This window comes from Paenibacillus sp. J31R120 (assembly GCF_056269225.1).
Genome location: NZ_JBWDNN010000002.1, coordinates 277,453 through 292,589, shown reverse-complemented (window position 1 = coordinate 292,589; position 15,137 = coordinate 277,453). Strand labels below are relative to the sequence as shown.

General features: G+C 52.2%; 13 protein-coding genes. 6 read left to right on the top strand and 7 right to left on the bottom strand.

The genetic code is table 11. The annotated features are described in order from the left end of the window. Positions 1 to 13: 13 nt before the first annotated feature. Entirely contained in the window at positions 14 to 436 is a 423-nt protein-coding gene (locus AC0YNW_RS07935) for a DUF4395 domain-containing protein (RefSeq protein WP_475831480.1), read from the top strand. A 27-nt stretch (positions 437 to 463) separates the two neighbouring features. Here the strand turns inward: AC0YNW_RS07935 and AC0YNW_RS07930 are convergent, their stop codons facing one another. The 3 genes from AC0YNW_RS07930 to AC0YNW_RS07920 all read right to left on the bottom strand — a co-directional run bounded on the left by AC0YNW_RS07930 (position 464) and on the right by AC0YNW_RS07920 (position 2,618). Next, positions 464 to 1,225: a protein-glutamine gamma-glutamyltransferase gene (locus tag AC0YNW_RS07930; RefSeq protein ID WP_387478194.1), complete on the bottom strand. Its 762-nt coding sequence runs from the start codon at positions 1,223 to 1,225 to the stop codon at positions 464 to 466. Between the two features lie 99 nt (positions 1,226 to 1,324). After that, on the bottom strand, positions 1,325 to 2,104 hold the full coding sequence (locus tag AC0YNW_RS07925; RefSeq protein ID WP_387478191.1) for a Cof-type HAD-IIB family hydrolase: 780 nt from the start codon (positions 2,102 to 2,104) through the stop codon (positions 1,325 to 1,327). A gap of 64 nt (positions 2,105 to 2,168) precedes the next feature. Then, entirely contained in the window at positions 2,169 to 2,618 is a 450-nt protein-coding gene (locus AC0YNW_RS07920) for an SRPBCC family protein (protein WP_475831479.1), read from the bottom strand. A gap of 109 nt (positions 2,619 to 2,727) precedes the next feature. Between AC0YNW_RS07920 and AC0YNW_RS07915 the strand changes: the two genes are divergently transcribed. Together AC0YNW_RS07915 and AC0YNW_RS07910 are read left to right on the top strand one after the other, a co-directional pair. Continuing rightward, a complete protein-coding gene (locus AC0YNW_RS07915; protein WP_475831478.1) occupies positions 2,728 to 3,537 on the top strand; it encodes an AraC family transcriptional regulator in 810 nt (269 codons plus the stop codon). Between the two features lie 139 nt (positions 3,538 to 3,676). After that, positions 3,677 to 4,495 (top strand): hypothetical protein, encoded by an 819-nt coding sequence (locus tag AC0YNW_RS07910; protein ID WP_475831477.1) that lies wholly within the window; start codon positions 3,677 to 3,679, stop codon positions 4,493 to 4,495. A 190-nt stretch (positions 4,496 to 4,685) separates the two neighbouring features. Here the strand turns inward: AC0YNW_RS07910 and AC0YNW_RS07905 are convergent, their stop codons facing one another. The 3 genes from AC0YNW_RS07905 to AC0YNW_RS07895 form a co-directional block, all read right to left on the bottom strand. Further along, entirely contained in the window at positions 4,686 to 8,564 is a 3,879-nt protein-coding gene (locus AC0YNW_RS07905; protein ID WP_475831476.1) for a discoidin domain-containing protein, read from the bottom strand. A 213-nt stretch (positions 8,565 to 8,777) separates the two neighbouring features. Next, positions 8,778 to 9,170 carry a hypothetical protein gene (locus AC0YNW_RS07900; protein WP_475831475.1) on the bottom strand — a complete coding sequence of 131 codons (393 nt, stop codon included), beginning with the start codon at positions 9,168 to 9,170 and terminating at the stop codon, positions 8,778 to 8,780. Positions 9,171 to 9,476: 306 nt separating this feature from the next. Next, entirely contained in the window at positions 9,477 to 9,755 is a 279-nt protein-coding gene (locus AC0YNW_RS07895) for a hypothetical protein (protein WP_475831474.1), read from the bottom strand. Between the two features lie 185 nt (positions 9,756 to 9,940). On the opposite strand from AC0YNW_RS07895, the gene AC0YNW_RS07890 reads away from it, so the two are divergent. Next, the gene (locus AC0YNW_RS07890) at positions 9,941 to 11,608 is read left to right on the top strand and encodes a bifunctional metallophosphatase/5'-nucleotidase (protein WP_475831473.1); all 1,668 of its coding nucleotides are present in this window, start codon (positions 9,941 to 9,943) and stop codon (positions 11,606 to 11,608) included. A gap of 197 nt (positions 11,609 to 11,805) precedes the next feature. On the opposite strand, the gene AC0YNW_RS07885 is transcribed toward AC0YNW_RS07890, so the two are convergent. Continuing rightward, on the bottom strand, positions 11,806 to 12,177 hold the full coding sequence (locus AC0YNW_RS07885) for a DoxX family protein (protein WP_475831472.1): 372 nt from the start codon (positions 12,175 to 12,177) through the stop codon (positions 11,806 to 11,808). Positions 12,178 to 12,417: 240 nt separating this feature from the next. On the opposite strand from AC0YNW_RS07885, the gene AC0YNW_RS07880 reads away from it, so the two are divergent. Beyond that, entirely contained in the window at positions 12,418 to 12,759 is a 342-nt protein-coding gene (locus AC0YNW_RS07880) for a winged helix-turn-helix transcriptional regulator (protein ID WP_475831471.1), read from the top strand. A gap of 706 nt (positions 12,760 to 13,465) precedes the next feature. After that, on the top strand, positions 13,466 to 14,752 hold the full coding sequence (gene hflX, locus AC0YNW_RS07875; protein ID WP_475831470.1) for a GTPase HflX: 1,287 nt from the start codon (positions 13,466 to 13,468) through the stop codon (positions 14,750 to 14,752). Positions 14,753 to 15,137 lie beyond the last annotated feature (385 nt).

Below are 15,137 nucleotides of genomic sequence, written 5' to 3'. Positions count from 1 at the left end.
GGTAGGTAATAATATGAAAGACATCCCTCTCGCCTACGTTCGCAGCAACCAGGCTGGCATCGTCGCGACCTTGCTAATCGCCATCACCTTCCAATTGCCGTGGCTGATTGTCGCGTTATGGATCGTCCAGCTGCTCGGCTTGCTGCTCGGACCTAAAGCTAATTTATTCATCGCAATTGCGCGGCCATTCGTATCGAAATACGCCGCATCCGGTGCGACTGAAGCAGCAGAGCTGCAGCGCTTCAACAACTCGCTGGGTATTCTGTTTCTGACCTGCTCGCTGCTCAGCTTCCTGCTGGGCTGGAGCGTCGCCGGATATGTATTCGCTGGCATGATGGGTGCTGCGGCGCTCGCCGCTCTGCTCGGCTACTGCATCGGCTGCACCATCTATTTTCAATACAAACAGCTTCGCGCAAGAAGGCTGAGCCGCGGTTAATCCGCTGCCCAGCCTTCTTCATGTCTGCTATACGAGCGTTTCCTCATCCTCACGCATCGTCAGCATGCGCACCGCTTCAAAGTCCGGCTTCAGTACCAGATCCTGCAAGTACGCCGAGACCATGCTGCCTGGAACTCTCGCTCTGTTCAATTGAGCAACAATATCTTGCCCTGTTCCGATGCCAATCCCGTGACCGAAGAACAGATTGTCATCGAGCTTTATGACATTCTCGCCCTGCCACTCCGGCGAACCGGGATCATGATCGGGATTTTTGAAGTACATCACATCTCCTGCATACGTCTCGTTCAAGTTGTTGCTCGTTGTCAGGCGAAGATCCTTATCATATTGCCAGTCTCGCAGAAAGAGATTCTGAAAATGCCGGTTGAACGCAGCTTCTCCTATCGTCTCCAACACCGCTTTGTACAGCATAATAATGATGGCCCCGGCGCATTCAAAGGCGTACAATTGCCCTTGCTGGAATATATCGTTCACCCCAACAGAAGGCGGCACGCCCGGCCTCAGCAGGAAGCCTCCATCCGGCGTACGGATCCAGTACCTCGGGTTGGCGCGGGAGTTGCTGAAGGTCGCGAAGCTGACACCGCTCCGGTACATCGCCTTCGCCGCCTCCACGATATTCGTCCTCATCTTCAGTTCGAATAGCAAGGCCTCCTGCGACGGATACCAGTACATAACGGGACTAGCCTGTTTCTGCCGCAAAGTCTTATTCTCGAGCTCCGTCAGCATCCCCGGCGGGAACTGTACGGGGCTGCCGTCCGAGATTACGATCACGTCATTTCCCCCAAGCTGTTCGTATGATTAGGTTATTGTACGTGGGCAATCGTCGTTTGGTGAACCCTAAAAAACGGGGAACAAGTGCAATCCGGCAATTTATGCCGTTAACAATCCCGCTTCGATCAGTCCATTGCGTATGCCTTTCTCGTCCACATGCGTCGTCACGAAGTTGGCAAATGGCAGCAATTCCGGATGCGAATTGCCCATCGCCACGCCGAAGCCGACATACTCCAGCATCTCTTTATCATTCAGGCCGTCACCGAAAGCTGCAGCATGCTCTGCGGAATACCCAAGCTTGTCCAGAAGCGCTGCGATGCCTTGCGCCTTGGAGCCGCCGAGCGGCAGTACATCCATCGCCTGCGGATGCCAGCGGATAAGTGTAAATTCGGATTTCAGCGACTCGTACAGATGCTCCTCATGGCTCTCGCAATGCAGGAACACCTGAAATATACCATTCTCCCGCCAAAACTCCGGCTCAAAAGAAGGAAGATCGATCTTCAGCGACTGTATGGAATCCGTAATGAACGGGTGATTGTCGCGGTCGGAGCAGTAGCGGACCTCGCCCTCGAACACCAGGCCATGATCATGCTGCGCCGCAAGCGCAACAAGCGTCTCAAGCGACGGCTTCGTAATCTCCCGCTTGTAGAGTGTCTGTCCCTTGTACACGACATATGCTCCGTTCATGCATACGTATGAATCAATACCCAGCTTCTCGGTTAACGGCTTGATGAAATACGGTGCCCGGCCCGTTGCGATAACAGGCTCTATCCCTTTCTCCTTCAACTCGCTTATGGCCTTGATTGTATCAGCAGGAATTTCCTTCTCCTCGTTCACCAGCGTACCGTCAATATCAAAAAACACGATTTTGTAGCTCATGCTGCCATTCCCCTATCCTTTTTCCTCTTAGTATAAAGAATAGTAGAGATGGCGGCTAGCCCTATTACCAGCCAAAATCTAGTGATTTGCCCGTTTCAACATACGTTTTCAGGCTGCTGAGGATGATCGCCCAGCTCTCTGCCGCCTTTGCCTCACTGGGATGATTGTCCGAAAATTGGTCATTGATCAGCGTCAGCTTCGTGCAAGAACCGGCCTGCTCCAGCGTGTAGATAATGCGGGAGGTTAGCTCCGAATGATTCTCGTAATAAGATGGCCCCGGATGCTCCAGCATCACCAGCCTGCGGCCCTCCTCGATTTCTATAATTTCGCCATAGACATGTAACGTCTCCGGTCCGTCATTGCCTGGACCAATATAAGAGAACGGGCTCCCCGGCTTTAATTCGGACTGGAGTACACAGTCAAAAAAGATGCGGCGCGTTCCTTCCGGCTGAACTAAGGCTTCCCATACTTTTGACGGCTCCGCGCCGATATACGTGACGAATGTATGACTCATAGCTGCACGCTCCTCTATCTGGATTTAATGAATATAAGCCAAGTATAATGGAGGTAATAGAGGCCGTATTGTAAAAAAGCGACAAACCGCTTAAGGAGTGATCGAGACGATGCCTTCCCCGCTCCAACACGCCAGCATGGGCGTCCTGAAACCCGCCGAGGCGGAGAAGCGATTCCAGCTGCTTCGGTTCCCTCCGTCACCTGATTTAGCTCCTTTCGTCAAGCATTATTGGATTGTAAGCTGGCATCTGGGCGAATCGGTCCATTATGACCAGGATGTGATCCCGAATCCTTGCGTGAACATGGTTGCCGAGCATTCCGGCATCGCCGTCTACGGCGTATCCAGCCGAATGTATACGAAGCATCTGGAGGGCGCGGGCAGAGCTTTCGGCGTCAAGTTCCATCCCGGAGGCTTCTATCCCTATGCTAAACAGCCGCTCTCCTCGTTAACAGACAGTTCCATGAGCATGATGGATGCGTTTGGTACAGACGGAGATCAGCTTCTGTCCGCCCTGCGCAGCGGAGAGCCGCCTGAAGCGCTCATTCGCCATGCCGACAAGCTCTTGACGGAAGCTATTCCAAGGCGAGATCCTTTGTCCGCAACGATTCTCGAAATTGTAACCTATATTCAGCAGAACCGCGATGTAACTCGCGTCGAGCAGCTTAGCGCCCACTTTAACCTGCATATTAGGAAACTCCAGCGATTATTCCACAAATACGTCGGCGTAAGCCCCAAATGGGTGATTCAGCTTTACCGGCTTCATAATGCCGCTGAGATGCTGGATCGTGGAGAAGCAGATGACTGGGCGAAGCTGAGCGCGGAGCTTGGCTTTTTCGATCAATCCCACTTCATCCGTGCTTTCAAGTCGATGCTCGGCATGACGCCGGACTCTTATTATTCTCTCCCTGCCGAGAGTTGACCGGATTCCGTTGATGCAGTATAGTAAGGAAAAATAAGGTACGGAAATGCAGGAAGCACCTGCAAGGTTTGACATTCATGTCAGCCTTGCAGGTGCTTTTTTGCGTTTTCGCTCCTATTCGCCAAAGGAGGTATTCAACTTGAAAGCCCCGTTTATGCTACGAATCCTTTATCTCGTCGTTGCTTTATCGCTAGTTGGTTCAGCCGTCGCGCTTGCCGCGCCATTCGAATTTTCGGCAACCGCTAAGAAATCGTTCGACAAGATCGCGGATAACGCCAGTGCTTCCGCCGCAACGCAGCTTAAGAAGAATTACGCTGAGCTTCAGACGCTCCAGAAACAAGATATCAGCTTTGACACCAAAATTAGCGCGCTCCGCTACAAAAATCAGGAGAATGATACGCTCATCCGCAAGCGGATCAAGGACATCGACAAGACCAAAATTTCCTCGCTGGAGGGAGATGTCGCCAAGGCGAAGCAAAGATACAAGCCATTGTTTGATTTGTACGATACACAGAGATCCCAGCTCAGCCTCGCCAAAGCCGCCAAAAACAAAGAATTGACCTCTATCGTTAACGTTAAAGTCGAAGTGAGCAAAATCGCCGTTCAAGCAGCCAAAAAGGATATTAGCGCCAAAGAAGCTGCTGTGAAGAAAGCGAAGTCGGACGCCACCGCCAAGACAAAAGCCGTGCGAGACATTCTGGATGCCAACAAGGCCACAGAATCACGGATTAAAGCCGCCAAAAGCGCCGCCAGCCAGACGAAAAAGCTGTTCACCGCCGAGTCGAAGGTGCTTCTGCAGACGGTGCGCAGCGGCGACGCATCCGGCACCTCATCTTCTCTGTCACGGATGCTCGTGCATATCAGGCAAATTCTCATAAACAAAACCAATATGCATTACTATGAGACGCAAATCGCTTCCGTTATTGCCAAAGCAGAGGCCAAGCTGAAGAGTTACTAACTCCGCCATCTCGTCCGGATAGCCGTCATATGCCACAGGCATGGCTATGCTGGACCGGCCAAGCTGCTTTTCATCTGAAGCCTGCTATAGGCTGACCAAGAATCTTTTATAGCTGAAGCGCTCCTTTCTGCCCAGTCAAAAAGGACGGCTCCAAGCTGCAATAGCGTGCCCGAGCCGTCCCATAGTGAAATTACGGATTAATAATGATATTGAAGGTCGATGTCGTATTTTTAATATCCTGATGGTTGTTGATCAGCTTCAGATTGTTGAACGTGACGGAACCGACGGCGGGACCTTGGCCCGGCTCTGGCATCTCATTGACCCAAATGCCGTATCCCGACTTCGCATCGAAGGCGTCGCCGCTCTTCTGCGCCCCGGAAATCGTAATATTGCTGAAGATCGTGTCCGTAACCGGATTTTCCGGCTGCGACCCGGTATACTTCGTCTGGAACATGATGCCGGAGTAGGTCGGGTCAATAATGTCGACATTATTGACCCGGATGCCCTGAAACACCTTCGAAGCTGAGAATACCCAGATGCCCGGGAACGTCTGGCCGTTCCAGAAGTGGCCGCCTGCCCTTACGATCGAGATGTTCTCGAAGTTCGTCGTAGGCGAAGCGCCGAAGCCGTTCATCGGATAGCCAAAGTCCAGCGAGCTGATCGTAATGCCGGAATACGTCAGCGTGTCAGCGATATAGATATTGCGGAATGTGTTGCCGTAGCCGCCGTATACCGCTACGCCTGCCGCACGCCATGGCAATATGGCCGTCAGATTCTCATAGACGTTGCTGTGCATATCCGCGCCACCTGCGTCGATGGCGGAGAATAACGCGAAGCTGTCGTCGCCCGTCGATCTGGCCTCAACATTGGATACCAGGTTATGCGTGCTGCCGTTCGTCATGTTGATACCATCCGCATACATGTTGCGGATACGCGAGTTTGTAATCTTCATGTAGTCAGTATTGGCGCCCCAATAGAGGCAAACCATGTGCTCCGCCCAGATGTTGTCGATCGTCATATTGGCGACATTGCTAAAGTCGAATACTTTGCCCGGACCGTCAATACGCGACGTATAATTGCCGAAATACGCAAAGCCTTTGAAAGTGGAGCCATTCGCCGAGCTCTCCGCCCGGAAGCCGACATCCGTATTGTTCTGGTTCGACGGAGCGTAGAAGCGCGTATACCAAGGGCCTGCTCCAACGATTTGAACAGGCTTGCCGTACACCTGGAACTTATTCGCCGTCTCGTAATTGCCCGGCGGCAGGTAGACGCCTACGAGGTTGCCCGTCGTATCCATGCGCACCTGATCCAGCGCGTTCTGCACCGCTTGATGCGTGAAGCCCGACGGCGTCACATATTTGGCCGGGTCTGGATTGGCGATTGGCGACACTTGCTCCAGATTAATGAAGTCAATGGCGTAAGACGTCGTGTTGGCCGCATCCTTTTGCAGCCTGATCTTGCTTCCTTGCGGAATTGTTGTATCGAACATGATATTGGCCTCGTCATAAATATGGCGCGGCGATCCCTCTGACGGATTGTTCGAAGGATTCGCTTCATTGCCGTAATGCCATGTGTGCTTCGAAGTAAGAGGGATGGCTTTCGCAAACACTCCGTCTACGTATACATTCAACGTAGAATTCTGTCCTTGGCCATTCGCTGAATCCGGGATGGAGTACCGTGCCACAAGCGTATTCGTGCTTGCTTTTGCCGTAAACTCCACATAGCTGCCTGTTGTGTTAAGCGTAACGGCTTTACGGCCGGATGCTTCACCCGCCAGATCACCGATGATGCGGTTAGGACCGACGATGGATGCTCCTCCGCCAATGGACGCATCCTCCGCTTCATACATGTCGTACGGCATATTAGCCCCGCGCCCTACAAAGAAAGGCTGCGAACTGCTATTGTTGCCCTGCTTCACCGGAAGCTCATTGGCATCCACCGCAACCTGCACATTCACGTTGTATTTGCCGTTGCCTGCTGTCCATGTTCCCATGGCAACCGGTGCAGTCGTAACCCCGCTGCCGATCACGCCTGTATACGCGCCTGTCAGCGTCTTCAGGACCGCATTAGTTGCGGAGTCGGTGATCGTCAGCGTAATGTTATGTGCGCCGCCAGCCGATGCGAGGGTGCCTTGGTTTTTCAGTGCGACGGTGAACGACACCGTATTGCCCGCCGATGGATTGCTTGGCGACCAGCTTACTGATGACGCAATTAAGTCTGAGCTAGCTACCGGGCTGACAACAAGCGGCGACTGGCCGGTATAGCTGTTGTTATTTTCATTCAGCTCAATTACACTGTTCGCTTCGTCTACCTTCGCCGATACCGTATAGCTTCCGGCATTGCGATTGCCGGTATTAAGGGATACATTCGTAGAGGCTCCCGCTGCCAGTGCGCCCACCGGAGCGGTACCAACAAGCGTCGTGCCTAGATAGAAATTCACATTTGTTGCGCCCGAGGCCAGTGTGCCTGTGTTCGCAACGGTCGCTTGAAGCGTAATCGCATTGGTTTCTATTGGTGACTGAGGGGTCCATGACAAGCCTGTAATCGTCAAATCCGGATTGGGAGCCGGTGAGCCGATGACCTGGAACTCCGCCACCTGGCCTGCGCTCGATCCGGTATTGGCGGTGATGCGAAGACGAACCTCCTTGGCCGTCGCGGACACTGGAATGGTCACGGTATTGCCCGTGGCAGGATTGAACGAATAGTTGGCCGAGGCGGCTATGGTCGAAAACCCCGATGCGCTCTGCTCGCGTCCCTGCACCTCCAGTGTCTGCGTCCTTGCGCCCCATGCGGAGCTAGGATTCAGCTTCAACACGATGGACGTCACGTTCGCATTGGCGCCAAGGTCGACAGTGAGCAGATTCGGATAAGAGCCGCCCGTGCCTTCCCAGTAGGTGTTCACATCATTGTCGTTCGCATTCGTGGCGATAAAGGTATGGACATAGGAAGAGCCTGTAATCGGCTTTCCTACAGCCAGATTGCTGCCCGGGCCTGGCGTAGGCGTCGGTGATACTGTTGGTGTTGGTGTTGGTGTTGGTGTTGGTGTTAGTGTTGGTGTTGGTGTTGGTGTTGGCGTTGGTGTTGGTGTTGGTGTTGGTGTTGGCGTTGGTGTTGGTGTTGGTGTCGGGGTTACCGTTGGTGTTGGTGTGGTCGAAGCGACTACTGAAATGGAATCCAAATTGACATTGCCGCTATCTCCCGAATCATATTTATACGCGATTGTGTTCGTGCCGGAGGTGAGCGTCATGGTTTCCTTTTGCGCTGCCCACTGCGACCAGGAGGACTGATTGGCTAATGTTGTTTGCTTCACTTTTATGCCGTTCACATATATACTGACTGTCTTACTGCCGCCCGAGGCGTTGCCATACCTTAATGTGACGTCATATTGCCCGGCAGAGGCTGCCTGTACCTGGAACGCTGTACTTGCCCCTTGCTGCCAGTAGCCGTCTACGAAGCCTGAGCCGGTGTAGCCGGCATGATCATTGTTGATCTTGGCGCCGCCCGTTAGCGTAGCCGATTCTGCTTCATATACGCCGGAGGTGCTGACAGGCGTTCCGATGACTTCCAGCTCCGACAATTGGCCTGCCGACCATCCGGTATTGGCTGTGTAATAGACCCGCACGAACCGTGTGTCGGTTGAAGGCAGGTCGATGTTAACCGTATTCCCTGTATCGGGATTAAATGCATAAGACAAAGATGCAACGATTGTGTTGTAAGCGCTGCCATTTATGCTGCCTTGAATAGATAAAGTTTGGCTTCTAGCTTCCCAGTTCCCCGGAAGCTTCAGCGTAACTCGAGTAATGCTGGACAAGCCCCCAAGATCTACTGCGATCCATTGCGGGAAAGCATTATTCGCGCTTTCCCAATACGATCCTTGGTTGCCGTCATTGGCATTGGCCGGTCCGTATGGCGGCACGAAGGAGCTGGCGGACATTGTTTTACCTGCTGCCAGGTTGCTGGCCGCAGAAGTAGTTGGCGGATAAAGCGTAAGCTGTGACAATAAAAGCGTGAACGCTAGCAAAGCAATCCATATAGCTCGATGTCTAGGGCAGGAAAGTGTTTTCATCATGTTCCTCCTCTATTCTTTTTTCAATGCTAAGCCAATCCTAACAACTCTTTTTCGCTTGTATGCCGCTTGACTCACGCCTCCTCTCCATCTTCTCGGCTTCCCGGTCACTTCCACTATACGGCACCCTCACCGTCCATCCTAGGCGTATTCTTAAGCTTTGTATGTCTATTCTTACAATAAAAAAAGAGGAGCTCCACAATGCCCCTCTTGTCTCTATCTTGTTTTTCTATAGCGCAATACTGCCACAACAACCTCTGCTACGATGCCAACGGCGATGCCGCCTAGCGTCACCATCATAAAAGACAAAAAGCTGATTAAGTCCTCCCAACCCGTCTTGTCCGATCCGTATAAGGCCATGGCAGCAAGCCCCGCGATTAATCCGGCATTTGAAAATCCCCATAGCCAGCGCGCTCCGAACCAGCCTGCAGCACTGAATGCGAAGGACACGACGGCTGCCAGCAGCAGCATTCTAAAAGCATGTACACCTGTAAAAACTTGACCCATATGCACAAAACGAATGAGCCATATTGCCGCGCCGACGATTAACGTCGATCCGGCCGCGATGCCCCACCATTTGCCGCTTTTTGCCGCGGGAATCCATTTCATTGTTACATCTCCTTCTCCCATCAGCCCTATGCATAAATAGACGCGCCGAAAGTCACAATGTTTCGCTGGCAACCGTATACATTAGTCCTTATGTCTCAGCCGGCATTCCGTGCTGCCATTTATTTTTAATTCACAATCTCGCCAAGAACAGGATACCCAACTTATGCATATATTCTGCGCAAGTGGCGTGAAACCTGTCTGAACTGTAAATATTTTCTAAAAAAACGTTGTTCCCCTTGGCATTCCACTTCGATTCTACTGCTTCCGACTGCTGCCATTCATGAATCCCCTTTTCTTAGTGCTGCGTTATGCCTGTTGTTCTTTACGCCTGTACTTCCGCTTGGGGAAGATACTCTTGTAGATGGCGATCGTATGCAGCGCGTTTTTGTCGCATGAGACCAATGATCCATTCCCGTCAACGACAATGAGTGAGCGGGTAACCTTGTTCCGGTATCGATACCCTTCCGCCCCGTCCCCGTCATACTGCAAATAACCCATTAACGCGCTGGCCTCCGCCGGATGCGCCTTCTCCAGAAATAGCTCAATCGGAGCACGCGGCCCCGCATTCCCTTCCTGTACACCCATCAACAGCACCTCCGATTAAATGAAAAAGCACCGCGACTAACAGAACTAAGTTCTGAAGTCACGGTGCTCCCGCGTTCAATTCGTTACTAATAATGTAACATGATTCCAAATGACCTGCAACTGCTCTAACCATTCCATTTAAAATGATTGTAAATGCTTTATATCCTAAAGGATCGGGTATGCCGGTGGCGAATCCGAAAGAAGGCATCTCCATTGCCCATCTTAAAAGAATGAAGGTGCTTCACATGTCCGGCTCCATAACATCAACCATCACGATTGTATCAACCAGTGATATCCACGGCTTCCGGTGTCCGCCGGATCAGTCGCCTTCGCTGTCCGACTGGAAGCGCCTGTCCGCACTCACGGACCTGATCTCGGTCAAGAAGCGGCAGCACGGAAGCTCGCTGCTCTGGATAGACAATGGAGATCTGTATCAAGGCTCGCCATTATCTGATTATTTTATGAAGCGTATCCGGGATCAGAAGACCGCAAGCCATCCCATGACGGAATGGCTTGCGGTGGCAGGCTGCGATGCTTTTGTACCCGGCAATCATGAGTTTAATTACGGCAAGGAGGCGATCCGACTCGTCTCCTCTGATGCCCCTTGTCCATGGCTCTGTGCGAATATCGTGGATAGCGAGACTCTCGAACCCTACTTCGGGACGCCTTACCGGATATGGACGAACGAAGCGGGAGTCCGAGCAGCGGTGCTCGGCTTAACGACCGCTTATATTCCTCATTGGGAGCTTCCCGCTCATATTGAAGGCCTGGCTTTCCTTCCTGCGGTAGAAGCCGCCAGAAAGTGGGTGCCTTATCTTCGCTCACAGCAGTCAGCCGATGTCGTGATCGTCTCCTACCACGGCGGATTCGAGAACGATCCCGCTACGGGCGAGCCGACAGAAGCTTGGACCGGGGAAAATGAAGGCTACCACCTATGCGCCGAGGTCAAAGGCATCGATGTGCTGTTAACCGGACACCAGCATCGCCGCATAGAGCATCATTTCATTGGCAGCACCGCTATTGTCCAACCCGGCGTATACGGCTCCCATCTGGGAGAAGCGCGGCTTACTCTTGCCCGTTCAGGTGATGGTCGCTGGAGTCTTCAAGAGGCAGCAACGCAGCTCATTCCGGTAACGGTCTCAGGCACCAGCGAGCAGCCCGAATGGCTTGCGCCTAGTCTCGTAGAGCTTAACCGCTGGATGGATAAGCCGCTTGGACGTATGGCAAGCGATCTGCTTATTCGGAATGCGCATGAAGCGAGACTTCGCAAGCATCCTTTCATCCAGTGGCTGAATGCCGTCCTGATGAAGGCTGCCGGAACTAGTGTCGCACTCACCGCGCTAATGGACAATCACGCTCCCGGCTTCGGCACTGTCGTGACGATGCGCGATATCGCAGCCAACTACCCCTATCCCAACACGCTGACGGTACGCAGGCTAAGCGGCTATCAGGTGAAGCTCGCATTGGAACATTCGGCCCGGTATTTTGAGCTGGACGAGAAAGGCGCAATTGCTGTGCATTCTTCTTTCTTGTACCCGAAGCCGCAGCCGTTCCATTACGATATGTGGGATGGAATTCACTATACGCTGGACATCTCTCGCCCTCCCGGAGAGCGAGTGTCGCGTCTTCTGTATGACGGCGCTCCGCTGGCTATGGATCAGGAGCTGGAAGTCGCAATGAACCATTACCGCGCGAGCGGCAGCGGCGGCTATAATATGATGCTTGAAGCGCCAATCGTAAGGCAATATACAACGGAAATTTCCGATTTGATGGCCGAAGCCCTCTCAGCCCGAGCCGAGTGGCATGTGGACTTGATTTCGAATTGGAACGTAATCGGGGAGCGGATTAACTGAAGAGTCTGCCGCAAGCTGCATTGGAGCAGCATTAGATCTGAAGTCGCAGATTAATGTGGATGCTCCCGTCTGCACAAAACTTCTTTGATGCAGGGTAACGAGATTGTCACTTCTTTATAAAAAGGCTCCAGACCTGGCTGCTGCAGCGAGGCTGGAGTCTAACGGGGCGGTCTGTAATTCTAATCATGAAAGGTACACTAGAATGGGGCGATCCATAGTCTCCCCACCACGATAAACAAAGCAAATACCAGCAATACGATATTCATGCCAAGGGCCTGGTTTTCATTGCGTTTTACATGGAACACAATCGCAAGCGCCATTATGATAGCAATACCAAGCGCAGCGATTGGCGTAAGGATAACGGCTATGCCAAGCGCGCCAGGCAGAATGAGTCCCAATCCTCCCAATAGCTCCGAGATGCCGATGAACCGAACATAACCATCTGAATATTGTTTCGTCCACGGAAGCTTTTCCTTCGACTTTTCATTAATCGTCGATTTCATGAGGCCGGCCATAAGGAACATAAGTCCGAGAAAAATTTGAACAGCCCACAATGCGATGTTCATCATACAACCCGCCTTCCATTACTTGATATCATTAACTTACTATTTGTAACTTAGTTTATAATAGTAATGATTATGCGTCAATTCTTTTTTTATTCATCTAGCGATTCACGATTCAACATACCATTACTCGTAAGTCTGCCCCCTTTCTCGAGGCTGCTGCGCGTCAGGTTCATCGCTCAGTCCCATGCATTGTCCCTTTTGCGTGCTGATACTATAATAGAAGTACAGAAAGGGTGTTCATGTATGGAACAGAAGCAGCTTTGCACACGATTCGAGAAAGCCGTCGAACTATTAAGCAAACGATGGGTCGCATTCATCATTTTCCGGCTTTTGTCCGGCCCCCAGCGTTTTTCCGATATTGATCACAGTCTGCCTAATCTGAGCGGCAAGGTTCTGTCAGACCGCCTGAAAGAGCTGGAGGCTGAGGGATTGATTCGCCGTGATGTCTATCCGGAGATGCCTGTCCGTATCGAATATTCGCTAACAGAGAAAGGCCAGGCATTATCTCCTTTGTTCACAGATATTGCAGGCTGGGCGGAACAATGGATTGATCCCGACGCCCCCTCGACAGACACAAAACCATAAGAAAAGGCGGCAGAGCTTGCTCCGTCGCCTTTTTTCATGGTTTTATTTCTTAATCCTATGAATGGTTTGAAGCATTAATCATACTTCTGACCTCTCCTGTTTTGATATCCTGCTTCAAATAAAGATTTGCCGGATTCCAAACCTATTCCATTCACCGCCCTTCAGCTGATGCATCCTATTCGCAACTCAAAAAGCATGTAGGTATCCAATGACGAATTAGCTTTTTGTAGTCGATGAAACGACGGGTGATTTGATTATAATTAAACTCTACTGCGAATTGTCTCGTCCTCCGGTTGCATCCAGATTTGCGATTATGCTACACTTGGTTCATTCCAAGGATTGGAGGGTTACATGGTGATAGATTACATCCGAGTTAGGTCTTTGCGCGGCTAATTGAATAGCGCCGAAGCTCTGCCTGTGCGCAGAGGACTCAGGATTGGTCTGTCTACATTCATCGTAACCATCTATAGCAAGACATATGGAGCAACACTTCCCTGCCTTTGGTATGCTGTGCTTATCAGCAGCAAGCCATGCCGTCGTGTGGGATGGACGTTGTCTATATACTGGGCTATAGAAGACCATTCTTTCACCTGTAATGAGGTTTTTATCCTCGTTGCCGGGTGCTGATCTCCTCTTGCGATAATAAACACAGGCTGCCTGCCTGTGTTTTTTTGATACTTAGTACAATCATTAGGAGGTTGAATATATGCAAGAATTAACGGAACAATTGGTTCAAAAAGCGATCGTCGTCGGTGTCCAGCTTCAGAAGGATTCGGACTTCGAATATTCCATGCTGGAGCTGCGCAATCTTGCCGCCGCTCGTTATATTGATGTCGTAGATGAATTAACTCAGAAAGCGGAGCGGGTCAATCCCTCCCATTATCTTGGAACAGGCAAAATCCAAGAGCTGAAGGCTCTGCTGGCGGGGCATGAGACAGAGATCGCCATCTTCAATGACGAGCTTTCCCCTTCTCAAATCCGCAATCTGGAAGCCGAGCTGGAATGCGTAGTAATGGATCGCACGATGCTGATCCTGGATATATTCGCAGAACGCGCCAAGACGCGCGAGGCACAGCTGCAGGTTGAAGTAGCGCGGCTGCAATATTCCTTGCCGCGGCTAATCGGCCTTCGTGCTTCGCTGGGCAGACAGGGCGGCGGCGGTGGCGCCGGCTTAAGAAACAGAGGCGCGGGCGAGACGAAGCTGGAGCTTGACCGTCGCCGGATTGAGGAGCGGATTACCGTTTTGCAGTCTGAACTCGAGAAGCTCGTCGCTACGCGGCAGCAGCAGCGGAAGCAGCGGAAGAAAAACGATGTGCCGGTCGTCTGTCTGGTCGGCTATACGAATACGGGCAAATCCAGCTTAATGAACGCGTTGCTGGAGACGTACGATCCCGAGACAACCAAGCAGGTTTTTGCCAAGGATATGCTGTTCGCTACACTCGAGACTTCTGTCAGAAGCATCGATCTGCCAGACAACAAGTCCTTCCTGCTGACCGATACGGTCGGATTCGTGAGCCAGCTGCCCCATCACCTGATCAAAGCGTTTCGTTCCACGCTTGAGGAAGTGACGGAGGCCGACCTGCTGGTGCATGTAGTGGACTACGCCCATGATGACTACGAGCATCTCGTTAGCGTGACGAACGAGACGCTTGATGCGTTGGGAGCGGGAGACATCCCCACTGTCTACGCTTATAACAAGTGCGATCTGACCGATCATGCTTATCCGCAGGCGAACGAGCGCAGCGTATATATGTCAGTGAAGGAGCGCGCAGGGGTTGCCGAGCTCGTAGACGTTGTGAAAAATCATATTTTCAGCGACTACGTCGTGAAGGACATTTTGATTCCGTACGATCATGGGCGTCTTGTCGCGTACTTTAACGAGCGCGCCAACGTTCTGGAAACCAGCTACGAAGAAGGCGGCACCCGTATGAAGCTCGAATGCAGCCTGGCCGACTATGAGCGCCATCGGGAAGACTTCACCGAGCTGGAATAGGAGCGCTCTAAGCCGAGTTTATCGGCTTGCAGAGCCTCGCGGCGCGCGGGTGAGCGCTCTAAGCCGAGTTTCTCGGCTTGCAGAGCGGCGCGGCGCACGGATGAGCGCTCTAAGCCGAGTTTCTCGGCTTGCAAAGCAGCGCGGCGCACGGATGAGCGCTCTAACCCGAGTTTCTCGGCTTGCGGAGCCTCGCGGCACGCGGGTGAGCGCTCTAAGCCGAGTTTTTCGGCTTGCAGAGCGGCGCGGCGCACGGATGAGCGCTCTAACCCGAGTTTCTCGGCTTGCAGAGCCTCGCGACGCGCGGACGCACTCTCTAAGCCGAGTCTCTCGGCTTACACAAAAAATGCCCCTCCATGCTTCTTTGCATGGAGGGGCATTTTTATTT